Source organism: Pseudomonas sp. 2725, assembly GCF_050434585.1.
Lineage (GTDB): Bacteria > Pseudomonadota > Gammaproteobacteria > Pseudomonadales > Pseudomonadaceae > Aquipseudomonas > Aquipseudomonas jessenii.
On the sequence record NZ_JBNDIV010000004.1, the window covers coordinates 658718 to 674988 of the forward strand.

A 16271-nucleotide genomic window follows, 5' to 3' on the forward strand; every position below is an offset into this window, starting at 1 on the left:
AGCCGCTGTAGGAGCGAGCTTGCTCGCGATGAACTGAAGAACGCCGCGTTTATCCTGACGCCCCGCATTATCGTTAACGACCATCGCGAGCAGAGCTCGCTCCTACAGGAACAGGATCAGGTGGCGAACAGATAGGCTTCCACATCCATACCGGCATCGCGCATTTGCGCCAGCTTGTAGCGCAGGGTCCGCGGGCTGATACCCAGGCGCTCGGCCGCCTCTTTGCGACGACCGCGCTCGGCGCGCAGGGTATCGATGATCATCTGGAATTCTCGGCGACGCAGATCATCGCCCAGCGCACCGGCCGACTCGGCCTCGACTTCCACTGGACGCACCGGCGCCTGCGCCAACGCAGGCAATGGAGCGCAAGCCACCGGCCCGGCCAGGCAGAAATCCTGCGGCTGGATCAAGCCACCCTGCTGCAGAATCAACGCTCGCTGAATCGCGTTGTCCAGCTCACGCACGTTACCCGGCCACGGATAAGCGATCAGACACGCCTGGGCCTCGGGGGACAATCTGGCCGGTGAATGCTTCATTTTATTGACGTGCCTGGCCAGCAGACGCTCGGCCAGCGGCAGGATGTCGGCGGTACGCTCGCGCAACGGACGCCAGGCCAGGGGAAACACCGACAGGCGATAGTAAAGATCTTCACGGAAGCGCCCCGCCGCCACTTCACCCGCCAGGTCGCGATTGGTGGTGGCAACCACGCGAATGTCCAGCGTGATCGGCTTGCGCGCCCCAACCCTTTCGACCTCACGTTCTTGCAGTACGCGCAGCAATTTGGCCTGGAGCCCCAGGGGCATTTCGGAAATTTCGTCGAGCAGAATGGTGCCGCCGTCAGCCTGCTCGAACTTGCCGGCTTGCGCGGCAATGGCACCGGTGAAGGAGCCCTTCTCGTGCCCGAACAAGGTCGCTTCGAGCATGTTGTCCGGGATCGCCGCACAGTTGATCGCAATGAATGGCTGATTGGCGCGATGAGAATGCTGATGGATGTAGCGCGCCAGCACTTCCTTGCCCGTGCCCGACTCACCCGAGATCAACACCGTGGAATCGCTGCGTGCGACCCGCGCTGCCAATTCGAGCAACTGCGCGCTCGCCGGCTCGAATGCTATCGGCCCTTCACCCTCAGCCAGACCGAGACTGCCCAGGGCATGACGCCCCACCAGATCGAGCAACGCCTTGGGCTCGAATGGTTTGACCAGATAGTCCACCGCACCTTGGCGCATCGCATCGACCGCACGCTCGACCGCGCCGTGAGCCGTCATCAGCAACACCGGCAATTGCGGCTGCCGCGCTCGCAACAGGCCCAGCAACTGGTGGCCGTCCATACCCGGCATGTTGACGTCGCTGATCACCAGGCTGAAGGCCTCGCCGCCGACGGCAAGCAACGCCTCCTCTGCCGAACCCACCGCCTTGTAATCGTGCCCCGCGAGCAATAGCGTATCGGCCAGCGCCTCGCGCAACGCGCGGTCGTCCTCGACCAGCAGAACCTTGATACCCATCTGTGTCACTCCGCTCCTTGAGCGCTGCTGAACAACGGCAGAATAACCTGCGCGCAAGTGCCGCGACCGAGTCGCGAGCGCAACTGCAATTGTCCCTGATGAGCACGCGCCACTGCCTTGACCACGGTCAGGCCAAGACCTGTGCCAGTGGCCTTGGTGGTAAAAAAGGGTTCGCCCAATCGCGCCAGAACGGCGGCATCGATACCGGAGCCACTGTCGCTGACGCACAGGTGCAGGTAATTGCCGCGGGTATAGAGGTGAATCTTGAGGCGCAATGGACCGGCACTGGACTGAATGGCGTTCTCGATCAGATTGAGGATCGCACCGACCAGGGTGTCGCGATTGCACAGCAACTCCCCCGAATGACTGTCGCACTGCCAGCGGATCGGCAGATCCTGTACGTGGGTCAGTGCCGCCGCTTGCAACGATTGCATCAACTGAGCGGGCGTCACGCGATCGGTCAGCGGCAACTCGCCCCGGGCGAAAACCAGCATGTCGCGCACCTGGTGCTCCAGCTCGTGCAGGCGCTCCTTGAGGCGCCCGGCAAAGCGCTGCTGGGTAGCGACCGGCAGCTCTTGCTCGGTCAAATGACTGGCATACAGCAACGCGGCGGACAACGGCGTGCGTATCTGATGAGCCAACGAAGCGACCATGCGCCCCAACGACGACAGCCGCTCATGACGGGCCAGTTGATCCTGCAGGTGACGGGTTTCAGTCAGGTCGTTGAGCAACACCAACTGGCCAGGCTCGGCGTCCAGCGAGCGCGTGGCGATCGACAGGCGACGACCATCCTTGAGGGAGACTTCATGACCATCGTCTTCGCGCGGCGCAAAACAGCGGGCAATGACGTGGCGCCACAATTCACCTTCCAGCGGCAACCCCAGCAACTCGCACGCCGCCGGATTGGCTTCGCGCACGATGCCCTGGGCGTCAATGACGATGACTCCGCCGGGCAAGAGATCAAGGAGGTTTTGCAGGCGATTGGCCAGGCGTTCTTTTTCCGCCAGCTCCTGCATGCGCTGGGCACTGACCACTGCCAATTCACCCTTGAGCTCGGTTACCCGGGCTTCAAGCATGCTGTAGGAATCGGTCAACTGACTGGACATCTGGTTGAACAGCGCAAATGCCTGCTCAAGGCCAAGCCGGCTCGCCAGCTCTACGGACGACGGTTGCCCCGAAGCATCAAGGACAGGAGACATCTGGGCGGCTTGGGGCATCGTGCTCTCTCGCTTGGCTGACCGTCAGTGAAACGGAACGTTGCGAGGGACGTAGCAATACCCGTGCCTAAAAAAAACTTCTTATAAATGAATGAGTTGAAAAACAGGCGTCAATCATCCGCCTGCTCGTCTCCATCACGACGGCTCATGCCGTACTTGCGCATCTTTTCCACCAGCGTGGTGCGACGAATACGCAGGCGCTCGGCCGCGCGCGCCACAATGCCGTTGGCATCATCCAGCGCCTGCTGGATCAGCCCCTGCTCCAGACCACCGAGGTAGTCCTTCAGGTCCAGACCTTCCGGAGGCAACATGGCATTGGCGGTAAAGTCCTGGGTATGGCCGTTGATAGCCACGCGCTCTTCCAGATCGCTGCGCAGGCTGTCGACCATTTGCTCGTCTTCATCGTCGACGTAGCGGAATTTCTTCGGCAACTCGACCACGCCGATCACGCCGTATGGGTGCATGATCGCCATGCGCTCCACCAGGTTGGCCAATTCGCGGACGTTGCCCGGCCAGCCATGACGACACAGCGACATGATGGCCGCCGAGTTGAAACGGATCGAACCGCGCTTCTCGTGCTCCATGCGCGAGATCAGCTCGTTCATCAGCAGGGGAATGTCTTCGACGCGCTCACGCAGCGGCGCCATCTCGATCGGGAACACATTCAGGCGGTAGTACAAATCTTCGCGGAAGGTGCCGATCTCGATCATGCTTTCGAGATTCTTGTGGGTCGCCGCAATGATGCGCACGTCGACGCTTTGGGTCTTGTTGCTGCCCACGCGCTCGAAGGTGCGCTCCTGCAACACGCGCAGCAACTTGACCTGCATCGGCAGCGGCATGTCGCCGATTTCATCGAGGAACAGGGTGCCGCCGTTGGCCAGCTCGAATCGACCGGCGCGGCTGGTGATCGCCCCGGTGAAGGCGCCCTTCTCATGGCCGAACAATTCGCTTTCCAGCAACTCGGCCGGAATCGCCCCGCAGTTGACCGGCACGAACGGCGCTTCGCGGCGCTTGGAATGGTAATGCAGGTTGCGCGCAACCACTTCCTTGCCGGTGCCGGACTCACCGAGGATCAGCACGCTGGCATCGGTGTCGGCGACCTGCTGCATCATCTGGCGGACGTGTTGAATCGCCCGGCTGGTGCCGACAAGGCTGCGGAAAAGATTGGGCTCGCGATGACGACCGCGCTCGCGGGCCTGGTCGTACATCTCGCGATAGACCTGGGCACGGTGCAGCGAATCGAGCAATTTGCTGTAGCTGGGCGGCATTTCGAGGGTCGAAAGCACTCGCCGACGCTGGTCTTCCGGCAAGTCAATGGAAGAATTATCGCCCATTAACAAAACCGGAAGGAACTCATCCCATGTCGAGAGTGTCTTAAGCAAGCCCAGAAGTGCACCAGGAGCATTGACCGTCCCGATGAGGACACAGATCACTTCACGACTTGACGACAAAGAGCCGACAGCCTGCTGCCAGTCATGGCTACCGCAGGGTAAATTTTCTTCGCCGAGAAAATTCAAAATCACCGCCAGGTCGCGGCGGCGGACGCTATCGTCATCAATCAGCAGAATTTTGGTTTCACGCCACATGCAATAGCAACTTCCCTAGTCAACTCAATGCCCAAAATGCTGGGGCAAGCTAAACGCTTGCAGGCCTTGTATGCCTGAAGACGACTGAAATCTGGAACCAGCCACTAGTTAAGTCAAAAATCCGTGCACAGTCAAATTTATGGCGCACTTGTTTGGATTAACCGGGTTTTATTATCCAAACAGATGGTAAACCTTTGCCGCGTTCCGCGCTTGCTGGATCTGAGACATTTCATCGACTATCGCCTGCCTTTCACCCATCGCGACCTCAAGCAGCTGCTTGTAGACATACAGCAGCTCCTCAAGATTGCTGCGCAAAACCTCTTCATCCAGCGAAGCCTCGCTCATGACATCTTCCATGCAGGAACGGCAATCCAGGTCCAATTGACCGATGGCCTCCCAGTCACGCTCGGCCAAAGCACCGACCAGCGCTTCACGAGTTTGCTCTATCCGCTGCAATACAAGACTCATGGCGATCTCCCTTAGAACTGCGGACCTGGCTCAGCAATGCCGTCCCAGCCTTCTTTCACCGTGCGCAACAAGCTCGCGACCTCATCGAGAATCTCCGGATCGCTGCTGATGTTCGCCTCGGCCAGGCGCTTCATCATGTAGAGGTAAAGGCTGTCGAGTTCACCCACGGCATCGGCGCAGTTTTCAAGGTCCAGGCCTTCACGCAAACCACCGATGATGCCGATCGCCTTGCTGATCGACACACACTTGCCGGGAATGTCCTTGCGCTCCAGGGCGCCTTTGGCCTGGGCAATACGGTCCAGGCCACCCCCCATGAGCATCTGCACCAAACGATGCGGACTTGCTTCGGACGTCTGGGCGTGCGCACCCACTTTCTGATACTGCCGAAGGGCTAACATTGGATTCATGTTCTACCTCATTACCACAAAGACTCGTATGACCAGTGTATCGTCCGCGAGCCAGAGAACTTTAGATCAAAAGACAAAAACCCGGCACACGCGAAAATGCGTAGCCGGGTTTTTATCGTCAGTTCACGACTAGCTGTTGGACTTCTGGGCGTTCAAGGAAGTGAAGAACGAGGTGATGTTACTCGCCGTCGCTTTCATCTGCCCGACCAAAAGGTCCATTGCGTTGTACTTGGCGGTCAACGTCTTGGTCATGTTGGCGACACGCAAGTCCAGCGCAGTCTGCTGATTTGAAAGGTTCTTGCTCACGGTCTGCAGGCTGGTATTGCGCTGGTCAAGCAACCCGCCCGTCTGCACATAAGGCTTGATTACAGTGCCCATGCGCGCCAGCAGGCCGTTGGTAGCATTGCTACCGTTGAACAACTGCTGCACCTGGCCGCTCATGCCGTTGATGGCCATCGTCTTGTTGAACGCCGTTGTATCGAACGCCAGGTTGCCAGTTTTCTCATTCGTCAGCACGCCGATCTGCGACAGCACGGCCAATGGACCGCCCGCCCCGGGAGCGGTCAGCACGCTGCGAATATCGGAGATCAGTGTGCGCGACATCGAATCACCGGTAAACGCCGCCTGAACAGTCAGGTTGCCATCGGCATCCGCTGTCGCCTTGGACAGGGAGTTGATGGTGTTCATCAGGGTGTTGTAGGAATCAACGAACGACTGGATCGACGTCTGCAAACCGGTGGTGTTGTTCGCAACGGTGACGGTCGCCGCAGCCGGCGGCGTACCCGGGCTCACAGATGTCAGGTTCAGGGTCAGGCCACTGACCGCGCCGGTAACCGTATTGCTCTTGCTGGTCACTGCCAGTCCATCGATGGTCAGCGATGCATCCACCGCAACCCCGTTGACAGCTCCTGAACTGGAGGCCGAAGGGTTGGTGCCCATCGGTTGGGTGCCGTCGATTTCAAGGCCGGCGATACCGCTGACCGTCAGGTCGGAACCCGCGCCGGTCTTGGTGGAGCTGATCACCAGACGCGACGCACCCGTGCTGTCGGTCACGATGTTGGCAGAAATACCATTACTCGCCTGTGCAGAGTTGATGGCGTCCCGGGTGCTCTGCAAGGTCGCATTGGCTGGAATCGTGACATCGTAATCAGTGCCATTCTGACTGATTTTCAAAGTACCACTCGGAATGGCACTGGCGGCACCGCCGGCAAAAGAAGCACTGGCTACTTTCGAGCTGGTGGCCAGGTTATTCACAACAACGCTGTAAGTACCGGCAACGGCGGTATTGTCGGAAGTTGCACCCAGGATCGACGGGGTACCCGAAGTTGCGGTATAGCCCGCAAACGCAGGATTGGTCTTGCTACCGAGATTGGTCAGCGCCGTCTGAAAGGCCGTCAGTGCGCTTTTCAAGGAACCGACACCGGAGATCTTCAGCGTGTTGGTTTTGGTCTGGGTATCGATCTGCGTCTGTTTCGCCGATTTGTCGGCATTGACCAGCGCAGTAACGATCGCACCGATATCCAGGCCAGAGCCCAGGCCCGTACCCGGTAAAATTGGACTTGCCATTTTTCGTCTCCCTTCAGGTTGCTGCCACTCTTTTGACCTTTACCAGCGCCCAAAGAACGTACAAACACTATTCATGCCAGCCATCAAACTTTGGCATCGAACAATACATGGCTCGCATTGCTCAGGCTTTCCGCCAGTTTGAGGGCCTCGGCGGAGGGGATCTGTCGCACGACTTCGCCCGTTTCGCTTGCAATCACTTTGACGACGACCTTTCCGGACTGCTCGTCTATCGAGAACTCCAGATTGCGCTTGATCGACTGTACAAATTTTTCGATCTGCTGCACCGCCTGCTTCAAGTGAGTGTCATCCGTATCCAGCTTCTTTTCCGCCACGGGAGTCTCGCTGGCGACTTTAGGCTTTTCCGGCGCTTTATCCGAAACGGTGCTCGCTGGCTGGGGAGCCGGATAAGACACGCCAAGCTTTACGCTCATCTCCATGCCCATCACCTCTTAACGTAAAAAGCGAGAGAGCGTGACAAGCACACTCCCCCGCCCAAACTCTTGCCGAAATTACTGAAGCAGCTTCAGTACAGCGGAAGGCAGTTGGTTGGCTTGAGCCAGAACCGAGGTAGAAGCCTGTTGCAGGGTTTGCTGCTTGGTCAGGTTCGCGGTTTCTGCGGCGAAGTCGGTGTCTTGTACACGGCCTTGTGCAGCAGTGGTGTTTTCCACGATGTTCTGCAGGTTGGAGATGGTGCTGGTCAGACGGTTCTGCGAAGCACCCAGGTTTGCGCGGGTGGCGTTGATCGATGCCAGAGCAGCGTCGATCGCGGTGATCGCGTTGTCGATGTTGGCAGACAGGGTAGCGGAAGTTGCACCAGTCAGAACAACAGTACCGCTGCCTACGGACAGGGATACGGCGTCGAACTTGGAGCTCAGTACCAGGTCGATGCGGTTAGCCGAACCAGTGTTGGCGCCAACTTGCAGTTGCATGGTACCAGCGGTACCGTCCAGCAGGTTTTTGCCGTTCAGATTGGTGGAAGCAGAGATACGAGTGATCTCGTCAGACATCTGAGCGAATTCGGAGTTGGTAGCGGTCTGGTCAGCAGTGCTGTTGGTGCCGTTACGTGCTTTAACAGCCAGTTCACGCATACGCTGCAGAATGTCGGTCGAAGCTTGCAGCGCGCCTTCAGCGGTCTGGGCAACGGAGATACCGTCGTTGGCGTTCTGCACTGCCTGATTGCCACCACGAATCTGTGCAGCCATGCGAGTTGCGATCTGCAGGCCAGCGGCGTCGTCTTTAGCGCTGTTGATTTTCAGGCCGGAAGACAGGCGAGCCATCGAAGTCGACAGAGCGTCGGTAGCACGGTTCAGGTTTTTCTGAACGTTCAGCGACGTGGTGTTGGTGTTTACTGTTAAAGCCATGACGAATTCCTCGTTGGTTGGGTACTGCGGCTTCCGGCCCTGGCAACCGCCGGGTATGGCCTAGAGAACCTTCGTATTAGTTATCGTCGGGTTGGCAGGTTGCTTGAGGGCTTTTTTTAAAAAAAATGCCATCACCCTGCCACCCCCGAGAAAACAAGGGCTTAGCGCCCCTCAACCGCGAAAAAATGACGCCATAAAACTGTCCAGCCCGAAAACGCCCGTGCCAAAGCTGTTGTTGCCCTCAGGCCGGCATGTTTTCGAGCAATTCGATCAACTCATATTCCATGAAATCGGCGAGCCCCAGCCAATCCTGGCGCTCCTGGCAGGCGAGCATTTGCCTGAGCAACGATGCCCACGCCTGTTGCACGTCCTGAGGCGCCTGCAAAAACAGGCGCTGCGCCTCATCGAACAGATCGACCATGTTCAACGCCGCTTCGACATCACGCCCCAAGCGAAACAAACCGGCGCATTGCCGGTATTCCTCGATACCTATCGCCTGATGCTTCATCGCACGAAATCCTGATTGAACTGCGTCCCGGCAATCATTGCCCCCGCCCGACTGCTGTTGAGGAAAAGGACCTGGGGATGCCTGGCAATGTAACGCTCCAGCTCGCACAGATAGCCGCGAAAATTCAACTGCGTCTTGACCTTCTGGCCATGGCCATCGTGCACCCAGTATCTGGCCTGACTCACCGGCGGCCCCAGGTCACCATCGTTCCAGCCGGTGTGGGTCCGGTTCATTGGAAAGGCAAAGTCGGCACCGAAAAGCGTGATGCGCTGCGCGCCCATCTTCACCGCCAGATCCACGGCCGGGTGAATCACGCTGCCGCCCACGTTCAGCAGCGCACGGGGATGCTGTTCGCGCAACGTGGCGTAGATCGGGCTTGCGGAGTAACCACCGTAACGCTTGCCTTTCCAGGCATTGAGCATTTGTGGATCGCTCAATGGCAAGTACACCAGCGCAATATCCTCGGACGCGTCACCGGGCAAGTGCAGCACGCTGATGCGCTGGTCGATGCTCACGACCAGGTCAGGCTTGATTCCGTGCTCGCGAAGGGGCTTGTAGGCCGTGTCCACACAGATGAACAGGGGTCGCGGGGATTGGTTGCGCACCGCTGCCAAGCGCTCGAAATTCCCTTCCAGGCTCGGCCCGGTGGCAATCACATAAACCTCGCGCCCGGGACAAGTGCCAAAGAGCCGAGCCACATCGTCATCGGCAAGCAGTAGTCCAAGGGTGTCCTGCAAGCGCTGCAGAATGACCGGCGACTGCGGGTCGAAATCACGATTGTTGAAACTCAAGTGCACTTCGCTGACCAGCCGATCACGAATCTTCGCACTGTGGTCATCGGCCAGCAGCATTTCGGCGGGCAAGGCAAAAAACGGCGTGAAGATGTCGGACAGATCGCCGGCGTAGAGCAATTGCACGCGCGGATCGCCCAGCCATTGGCGTTGATCGATCAGCTCCAGCACCAACAGGAAAAGCGCGCCGTTGAGAATGTGGACATAGAGTTTTTCAAGCCCGGCGCGTTCCAGCAAAACCGCAGGCAAATCGCCGAAGCCGGTGCCGTAAACGTGCAGCTGTGGCTTGTCGAGCGGGAGACTGGCGGCCTGCAGGCGGGCCTCGCGCAGACGACCATGACGGCTGGTGAGCTGGATGCCACCCACACACAGCGTCGAGTCCCGCCCCTCGATCAGGTCGACCTCGACGGCCAGGCGGTCTTCCGTTTTCAATCGCGCATACAGCGACGGCCAGCGACGCTGGATAACCTGAGCATTGTCTTCAAAGCATTCGCTCATGCTACCTCGCATTCCTTACAAGCAAAAAAGCGCTCAAGGTTAACCCTTGAGCGCTTTTTTGTACCGGCCTTTTTATTAAAAGACGTTCACTCAAGGACGATAGATAATCGCCGAACCCCATGACAGCCCCACTCCGAAACCGCTGAGCGCAACGCGCTTCCATTCGGAATCGAGAATATGCTTTTCCAGCAGCAATGGAATGCTCGACGACACCGTGTTACCGGTCTCGACCATGTCCTTGATGAACTTCTGCGGGCACTCTTCGAAGCGCCGCGCAACTGCGTCGACAATCGCCGCGCTGCCTTGGTGAATGCAGAACGCATCGATGTCGTCAGCGCTCAATTGCGATTCGCCCAGCAACTCATGCAAATGCGCCGGCACCTTGAGCAGTGCGAAATTGAACACCTGGCGACCGTTCATGAAGAACACGCCGTCGGTGACTTTCAAATGTGGGGCGCCGGAACCATCGGTGCCGAACTTGGCCTTGCCCAGTGCCCAGGTCGGGTTCTCACCCATCCAGGTAGCCGTGGCCGCATCGCCGAACAGCATGGTGGTGTTGCGGTCTTCCGGGTCGACGATCTTCGAATACGGGTCGGCAGTGATCAGCAGGCCGTTCTTCAGGCCAGCGGCCTCCATGAAGCCCTTGATCGCATAAATGCCGTAGACGTAACCGGAACAACCCAGGGAAATATCGAACGCAGCGACGTTGGTCGGCAGGCCGAGTTTGTCCTGCACGATGGCCGCGGTATGCGGCAGGCCTTCTTCGTCACCGTTCTGGGTGACAACGATCAACGCATCTATGGACTCGCGTTTCAAATCGGGGTTGCTGGCAAACAGCGCATTGGCCGCTTCAACGCACAGATCGGAAGTTTCCTGATCAACGCCCTTGCGCGGCAGGAAAGCCGAACCGATCTTGCCCAGGATGAATTCTTCATCCTTCTCGAATTTTGCACCTTGTGCGTAATTGTCCACGCCGGCTACAGGAACGTAGCTCGCAATGCTCTTTATGCCAATCATTACGGCTTCCCAATAATAAACAGCCCAATACCACCACTCGCAGGAATCGAGGGGCGCCGACAAACCTGGATTTGCGTCGCCCCAAGGCGACGGCCGGGAAGCGTAGAGGGCCATCACTGAACCCGATAAAGGGTCAGGCGCCATCTTCCCGGTCAATACAATACAGTGAAGATGCCCGTTATGACTCGCAGGTCACGCTATTTTGCCGAATCAGCACGGCAACGGGTCATTCGACCAACGACCAGTCCAGTGCTGTTCCACGCTTGATGGCCTGACGGGCACGGCGTCCCAGGAGACTTTGCGCGTGTTTGGGCGCCAGCCCGAGACCCGGACGGATGGCTCTCAGATTTGTCCCGTCGAAGGGCTCGCCGGCCGCCATATCCCGGGTTACATACAACGATCTACGGTATACCAGGGATTGGCGCTCAGCCTCGGTGACACCGTAATGCACCTGCCCCATGGCTTGCCAGGCGCGCTCGGTTTCAATCACCAGGCTGGCCAGTTCGGAAGGCTCCAGCGAGAAACTGGCGTCGACGCCACCGGCCGCACGGTCGAGGGTGAAATGCTTTTCCACCACCGTTGCCCCCAATGCCACCGCCGCCACGGACACACCGACCCCCATGGAGTGATCGGACAGCCCCACCTGGCAATCGAACAACTCGCGCAAATGCGCGATCGTGCGCAGGTTGCTGTTCGCGGGTGATGCCGGATAGGTGCTGGTGCATTTGAGCAGCACCAGATCCTTGCACCCGGCCTCGCGGGCGGCGCGCACGGTTTCATCGAGCTCGGCGATGCTGGCCATGCCGGTGGAAATGATCAGCGGCTTGCCCGTCGCGGCCACCCGGCGTATCAGCGGCAGGTCGGTGTTTTCGAAACTGGCGATCTTGTAGGCCGGCACGTCGAGGCTTTCGAGGAAGTCCACGGCGCTCTCATCGAATGGCGTGGAGAACGCCAGCAGGCCCAGCTCCCTGGCGCGAGCGAAAATCGGCGCATGCCATTCCCAGGGCGTGTATGCCTTCTCGTACAGCGCGTACAACGAACTACCGGCCCACAGGCTGTTGGGGTCCTTGATGAAAAACTCACCCTCGGCCAGGTCCAGGGTCATGGTGTCGGCGGTGTAGGTCTGCAGTTTCAACGCATGGGCACCGGCCTTGGCCGCGGCCTCGACGATTTGCAGCGCCACGTCCAGGGACTGGTTATGGTTGCCGCTCATCTCGGCAATGATCAATGGCGGCGCATCGGCACCGATCAGGCGCTCGCCAATCTTGAAGCTAGTCATCTGCGTGATCCTTCAATACGCGCGTGAACGCGCAGGCACTCTGGGTAAAACCGGCTTCGCGAAAGACATGCAGCGACGGCTGGTTAGCGGGCAATACCTGGGCGGTGAGCGACTCAAGTTCTGGCCAGCGGGCCTTCACAAAGGCTTCTCCACGGTCCAGCAGCGCCCTGCCCCAGCCCAGGCCGAACCGGCCTTCGAACAGATAAATCGACACTTCGGCGGTAAAGCCACGCACGTCATAACGCAGCACACCGACCGGACCGTCATCGGCCTCGGCTATCAGCAGCAGCCGCCGGGGATTGCTCAGGGTCGCCGTCAGCCAGTTTTGATGCGCGGGCCACTCGATCACACCGGTCTCCAGCGACCAGTGGCGCACGGCCTCGGTGTTGCGCCCGTCGAACAACAGCTGCGCATCACCCAGGTTCGCCGGACGCACCCTCAGCACCGCGCCGGCCAGCGCAGCCGCCACTCGCTGCGCCCCCCGGCCATCGACCAGTTGTCGCGATTGCCGCGCCAGGCTCTGGCGCAGACCCTGGTTACCCGCGACAAAGCCGATGGCCAGGCGCAATTGCTCGACACTGACCTGCTCGCGCGCCCCCATGAACACATGGGCGCCCGCGACCGCCATGACCTCGCCGTTGACCTGCTGGTTGTTCGATACGGCAATGCAAATCGTCGGCAGCCCCATGGCCGCCCGCTCCCAACTGGTGCCGCCACCCGCCCCGACAAACAGGTCGGCCTCGGTCATCAATCGATAAAAGTCACTGACAAAACTGTGCAGGCGCCAATGCGGGCGACTCACCGCCAACGCCTGCATCTGCGCCCAGGCCGGATTATCTGCTCCGGCGACAAAATCGACTTCCAGCTCAGCAAAGTCTGCCAGCGCCAGCATCGCATGATGGGTCTGCATTGCCGCGTCGAAACCGCCGAAATTTACCAGCACACGCCGGGCCTGAGGCTTGATTTCGATGGCCGGGCAACGGAACTCGTCGCGCAGCATGGCAAACCTTGGGCCGAACAAGGTCCGGCAGCCTGGCGCCAGCAGCGACGCATAAGCCTCTGGCGTTCCCGAGAGATTCTGGTTCAGCAGCAAGTCGGCGCTGTAGGTCCGCGTGGCGAGGTCATCGACCACGGCGATCCGTGGCGCAAAGCGCCGGGCGGCCGTCTGCCAGCGATGATCGAGGCCGTAGTGGTCGACAATGATCCAGTCAAACGCCGGCTGGTGCTCCAGCAGCGGCTCGAGCGCGGCGATGTCCGTCTGCCATGGCAGCATGGACTCGATGGCTTGCTGCGGGTCTTCATCGCTGTAGCGCTCGGGCAGCGCGAAGGTTTCGAAACCTTCGGCCCGCAGTGCCTCCAGCCGATGCCCCGGTAACAGGCGACAGGCGAACGCCACATGACTGCCCTGCCGGCGCAACACTCGGGCCAGGCACAGGCAGCGCGCGATGTGGCCGCTGCCGATGGTTGGCGAGGCGTCAGAGCGAATCAGCACTCTCATTGCAGCTCACCCCCGGCCTTCAGCGCGGCATACAGGTATTCGGCGCGTTTCCAGTCCTGCGGTGTGTCGATGTCCTGCACCAGATGACGCGGCAGGATGACCGGCAGGCTGTACGGCGAATACAACACCTCGCCACGCAGCCAGGCATCGCTGCGGCCCCAGTAGAACTGTCCGGCATCCTGATAGGCGATCGACAAATCCTGGGAGCGGGTATCACGATACTGCGGATACAGCGCCGTTAATGCCCCCTGATCATCAAGGGTCAGGGCTCGCTGGACCGGGAACCCGAAGTCGCACACCGAGAAGGCGAATGACTTGTCGGGATGCTGTTCCAGCAGGCTCAGCCCCTGGACAAGAAATCGCGATTGCAACAAAGGCGCGGTCGCGTAGATACAACAGGCGCGATCAAACTCGCCCCCTTGTTCGCGCAAGGCTTGCAGGGCATGGGCGATCACCGCCGCAGTGCCCGTGAAGTCGTCGGCTAGTGCCGCCGGGCGCATGAAGGGCACCTGGGCGCCGCAGTCCCGCGCCAGCCCGGCAATTTCCTCGTCGTCGGTGCTGACCACCACCCGGGAAAACAACCCGGATTCCAAAGCGACCTGAATCGATCGGGCAATCATCGGCACACCGGCAAACGGCTTGAGATTCTTGCGGGGTATGCGTTTGCTGCCACCGCGGGCCGGAATAATGGCGACGTTGTTCAACGGCATTTTTCCAGGACAAACCAGGTGATGTCATCCACCGGGAATTGCCGATCGCGGTGGTAACCAAAACCGTAATCAACCAGTTGCAGGTCGTCATAGCGATCGAGCATTTCACCGGCGAAATCGCGTTTGAACAACTTGCCGCTGTTGCCGCGATACGGGACCTCGACCGGCACCGGGTTGTAGTACTCGGCGATCAGTATGTAGCGCTGGCTCAGCTCATACAGTTGCGCGTACGCGGCCGGCAGCAACTCCGGCGCCAGGTGAATCAGAACGCCTTTGCTCAGGGTCAGGTCGAAGGTGCGTTCCCGTGGGAAGTCGAACAGCGAACCCTGCCAGATGTGTGCGATACCCAACGCCCGGGCCGCGGCACAAGCGCTGGCATTGATTTCCACGCCGAACAACTCGCAGCGCGGCAACAGCTGGTGCAGTGCCTGCAGGTTGTTGCCGGCATTGGTGCCCAGCTCTACCAGGCTGTCGATGTGCCCGACCCGTGTCAGTGCCTTGGCGAACAACGCCAGGTTGGCCGCCACCAGCGGCTGCCCGACATTGCGCTCAACGTACTGGTTGCCGAATTCACCCTGCCAGAAGGTTTCCTGCTCGGTCAGTTCATGCATCACACATTTCCCACCCGCCGCAATGGCTGGATTATTTCGATCAGCTGCCGCATCTGCTCGACCACGTAGTCCTGTTGTTCATCACTGAGCAAGGGATACAACGGCAGGCTGATGGCTTCGGCGTAGTAACGTTCTGCCTGCGGAAAATCACCTTCGACGAACCCGAGATCACGATAGTAAGGCTGCAAATGCACGGGAATGTAGTGCAGGTTCACACCGACCCCGGCCTCTCGCAACCCCTCGAACACCTCACGATGAGTGAGACCGATCTGATCGAGTTGCAGCCGCACCACATACAGATGCCATGACGACTCGGCCTCGGGTTGCGCACCAGGCAAGGTCAGCGGCAAATACGCCAGCAAGCGGTCATAACGAGCCGCCAGTTCACGCCGGCGCTCGATGAACTCATCCAGTTTGTTCAACTGCGACAAACCAAGGGCCGCTTGCAGGTCGGTAATGCGGTAATTGAAGCCCAGCTCCACCTGTTCGTAGTACCAAGGGCCGTGGCTGGGCCCGGTCATCTGCTGCGGATCCCGGGTCATGCCGTGGCTGCGCAAGCGTTGCAGACGCTCGGCCAGTTCCGGGCTGTTGGTCATCACCATGCCACCTTCGGCGCTGGTGATGATCTTCACCGGATGAAAACTGAACACGGTCATCGCGGCAAACTCGCCACAACCCACCGGCCGCCCGGCGTAGGACGCACCAGCGGCATGGGCCGCGTCTTCGATCACAGTAACGCCATATCGCCTGGCCAGTGCGGCAATCCTGCGCATGTCGCAGCTCTGCCCGGAGAACGCCACCGCCACCAACACTTTCGGCAGCCGGCCTTCACGCTCGGCCCGCTCCAGCTTGACGGCCAGCGCAGCGGCATCGAGATTCCAGGTCAGCGGGTCGATGTCGACAAAATCCACCTCGGCACCGCAGTAGCGAGCACAGTTGGCCGAGGCGAGAAAGGTGTTCGGTGTCGTCCACAGCCAATCGCCCGGGCCGAGCCCTGCCGCCAGGCAAGCGATGTGCAGGGCCGCCGTGGCATTGCACACCGCCACGGCAAAACCTGCCTCGCAGCGTTCGGCCATCGCCCGCTCAAAGCGCTCGATGGTCGGCCCCTGGGTCAGCCAGTCAGACTGCAATACACCGACCACGGCATCGATGTCCGCCTGATCAAGGCTTTGCCTAGCGTAAGGAATCATGCTGGCAACCAGACACGCACCAGCGCGTCCCGAATGATCCGACACCCGAACGAACCGGTCCC

At 59.8% G+C, this 16271-nt stretch carries 16 protein-coding genes; all 16 read right to left on the reverse strand.

Annotated elements, in window-relative coordinates:
• Nucleotides 1-116: 116 nt before the first annotated feature.
• Complete coding sequence (locus tag ABIE16_RS14475; RefSeq protein WP_429521408.1) at nt 117-1502, reverse strand: sigma-54-dependent transcriptional regulator; 1386 nt, start codon at nt 1500-1502, stop codon at nt 117-119.
• A gap of 5 nt (nt 1503-1507) precedes the next feature.
• Nucleotides 1508-2701: a sensor histidine kinase gene (locus ABIE16_RS14480; RefSeq protein WP_218497249.1), complete on the reverse strand. Its 1194-nt coding sequence runs from the start codon at nt 2699-2701 to the stop codon at nt 1508-1510.
• A gap of 128 nt (nt 2702-2829) precedes the next feature.
• Nucleotides 2830-4305 carry a sigma-54 dependent transcriptional regulator gene (locus tag ABIE16_RS14485; protein WP_046037712.1) on the reverse strand — a complete coding sequence of 492 codons (1476 nt, stop codon included), beginning with the start codon at nt 4303-4305 and terminating at the stop codon, nt 2830-2832.
• 171 nt (nt 4306-4476) lie between these two features.
• Complete coding sequence (locus ABIE16_RS14490) at nt 4477-4773, reverse strand: hypothetical protein (protein WP_056721566.1); 297 nt, start codon at nt 4771-4773, stop codon at nt 4477-4479.
• An 11-nt stretch (nt 4774-4784) separates the two neighbouring features.
• Nucleotides 4785-5180 carry a flagellar export chaperone FliS gene (gene fliS / locus ABIE16_RS14495; RefSeq protein WP_090453820.1) on the reverse strand — a complete coding sequence of 132 codons (396 nt, stop codon included), beginning with the start codon at nt 5178-5180 and terminating at the stop codon, nt 4785-4787.
• 129 nt (nt 5181-5309) lie between these two features.
• Nucleotides 5310-6746, reverse strand: coding sequence for a flagellar filament capping protein FliD (gene fliD, locus ABIE16_RS14500; protein ID WP_429521409.1), 1437 nt, complete (start codon nt 6744-6746; stop codon nt 5310-5312).
• Between the two features lie 83 nt (nt 6747-6829).
• Nucleotides 6830-7183: a flagellar protein FlaG gene (locus tag ABIE16_RS14505; protein ID WP_340315027.1), complete on the reverse strand. Its 354-nt coding sequence runs from the start codon at nt 7181-7183 to the stop codon at nt 6830-6832.
• Nucleotides 7184-7255: 72 nt separating this feature from the next.
• Complete coding sequence (locus tag ABIE16_RS14510; protein ID WP_057715895.1) at nt 7256-8107, reverse strand: flagellin domain-containing protein; 852 nt, start codon at nt 8105-8107, stop codon at nt 7256-7258.
• A gap of 241 nt (nt 8108-8348) precedes the next feature.
• Nucleotides 8349-8615, reverse strand: coding sequence for a hypothetical protein (locus ABIE16_RS14515; protein WP_057715896.1), 267 nt, complete (start codon nt 8613-8615; stop codon nt 8349-8351).
• Nucleotides 8612-9904: a motility associated factor glycosyltransferase family protein gene (locus tag ABIE16_RS14520; protein ID WP_429521410.1), complete on the reverse strand. Its 1293-nt coding sequence runs from the start codon at nt 9902-9904 to the stop codon at nt 8612-8614. Before ABIE16_RS14520 ends, ABIE16_RS14515 begins: the two co-directional genes overlap by 4 nt.
• A gap of 90 nt (nt 9905-9994) precedes the next feature.
• On the reverse strand, nt 9995-10921 hold the full coding sequence (locus ABIE16_RS14525) for a ketoacyl-ACP synthase III (RefSeq protein ID WP_056721553.1): 927 nt from the start codon (nt 10919-10921) through the stop codon (nt 9995-9997).
• Nucleotides 10922-11147: 226 nt separating this feature from the next.
• Nucleotides 11148-12200: a pseudaminic acid synthase gene (gene pseI / locus ABIE16_RS14530; protein WP_057715898.1), complete on the reverse strand. Its 1053-nt coding sequence runs from the start codon at nt 12198-12200 to the stop codon at nt 11148-11150.
• Nucleotides 12193-13698, reverse strand: coding sequence for a UDP-2,4-diacetamido-2,4,6-trideoxy-beta-L-altropyranose hydrolase (gene pseG / locus ABIE16_RS14535; protein WP_429521411.1), 1506 nt, complete (start codon nt 13696-13698; stop codon nt 12193-12195). Before pseG ends, pseI begins: the two co-directional genes overlap by 8 nt.
• Nucleotides 13695-14402: a pseudaminic acid cytidylyltransferase gene (gene pseF / locus ABIE16_RS14540; protein WP_340315017.1), complete on the reverse strand. Its 708-nt coding sequence runs from the start codon at nt 14400-14402 to the stop codon at nt 13695-13697. Before pseF ends, pseG begins: the two co-directional genes overlap by 4 nt.
• A complete protein-coding gene (locus ABIE16_RS14545; protein ID WP_429521412.1) occupies nt 14399-15019 on the reverse strand; it encodes a pseudaminic acid biosynthesis-associated methylase in 621 nt (206 codons plus the stop codon). The genes pseF and ABIE16_RS14545 overlap by 4 nt, the downstream gene beginning before the upstream one ends.
• A complete protein-coding gene (pseC, locus tag ABIE16_RS14550) occupies nt 15019-16209 on the reverse strand; it encodes a UDP-4-amino-4,6-dideoxy-N-acetyl-beta-L-altrosamine transaminase (protein WP_429521413.1) in 1191 nt (396 codons plus the stop codon). The genes ABIE16_RS14545 and pseC overlap by 1 nt, the downstream gene beginning before the upstream one ends.
• Between the last annotated feature and the right edge of the window lie 62 nt (nt 16210-16271).

Bases quoted from the DNA above. Each gene is read 5' to 3' on its own strand.
- ABIE16_RS14475 (WP_429521408.1), bottom strand. From the start codon at position 1,502: ATGGGTATCAAGGTTCTGCTGGTCGAGGACGACCGCGCGTTGCGCGAG.
- ABIE16_RS14480 (WP_218497249.1), bottom strand. From the start codon at position 2,701: ATGTCTCCTGTCCTTGATGCTTCGGGGCAACCGTCGTCCGTAGAGCTG.
- ABIE16_RS14485 (WP_046037712.1), bottom strand. From the start codon at position 4,305: ATGTGGCGTGAAACCAAAATTCTGCTGATTGATGACGATAGCGTCCGC.
- ABIE16_RS14490 (WP_056721566.1), bottom strand. From the start codon at position 4,773: ATGAGTCTTGTATTGCAGCGGATAGAGCAAACTCGTGAAGCGCTGGTC.
- fliS (WP_090453820.1), bottom strand. From the start codon at position 5,180: ATGAATCCAATGTTAGCCCTTCGGCAGTATCAGAAAGTGGGTGCGCAC.
- fliD (WP_429521409.1), bottom strand. From the start codon at position 6,746: ATGGCAAGTCCAATTTTACCGGGTACGGGCCTGGGCTCTGGCCTGGAT.
- ABIE16_RS14505 (WP_340315027.1), bottom strand. From the start codon at position 7,183: ATGGAGATGAGCGTAAAGCTTGGCGTGTCTTATCCGGCTCCCCAGCCA.
- ABIE16_RS14510 (WP_057715895.1), bottom strand. From the start codon at position 8,107: ATGGCTTTAACAGTAAACACCAACACCACGTCGCTGAACGTTCAGAAA.
- ABIE16_RS14515 (WP_057715896.1), bottom strand. From the start codon at position 8,615: ATGAAGCATCAGGCGATAGGTATCGAGGAATACCGGCAATGCGCCGGT.
- ABIE16_RS14520 (WP_429521410.1), bottom strand. From the start codon at position 9,904: ATGAGCGAATGCTTTGAAGACAATGCTCAGGTTATCCAGCGTCGCTGG.
- ABIE16_RS14525 (WP_056721553.1), bottom strand. From the start codon at position 10,921: ATGATTGGCATAAAGAGCATTGCGAGCTACGTTCCTGTAGCCGGCGTG.
- pseI (WP_057715898.1), bottom strand. From the start codon at position 12,200: ATGACTAGCTTCAAGATTGGCGAGCGCCTGATCGGTGCCGATGCGCCG.
- pseG (WP_429521411.1), bottom strand. From the start codon at position 13,698: ATGAGAGTGCTGATTCGCTCTGACGCCTCGCCAACCATCGGCAGCGGC.
- ABIE16_RS14545 (WP_429521412.1), bottom strand. From the start codon at position 15,019: ATGCATGAACTGACCGAGCAGGAAACCTTCTGGCAGGGTGAATTCGGC.
- pseC (WP_429521413.1), bottom strand. From the start codon at position 16,209: ATGATTCCTTACGCTAGGCAAAGCCTTGATCAGGCGGACATCGATGCC.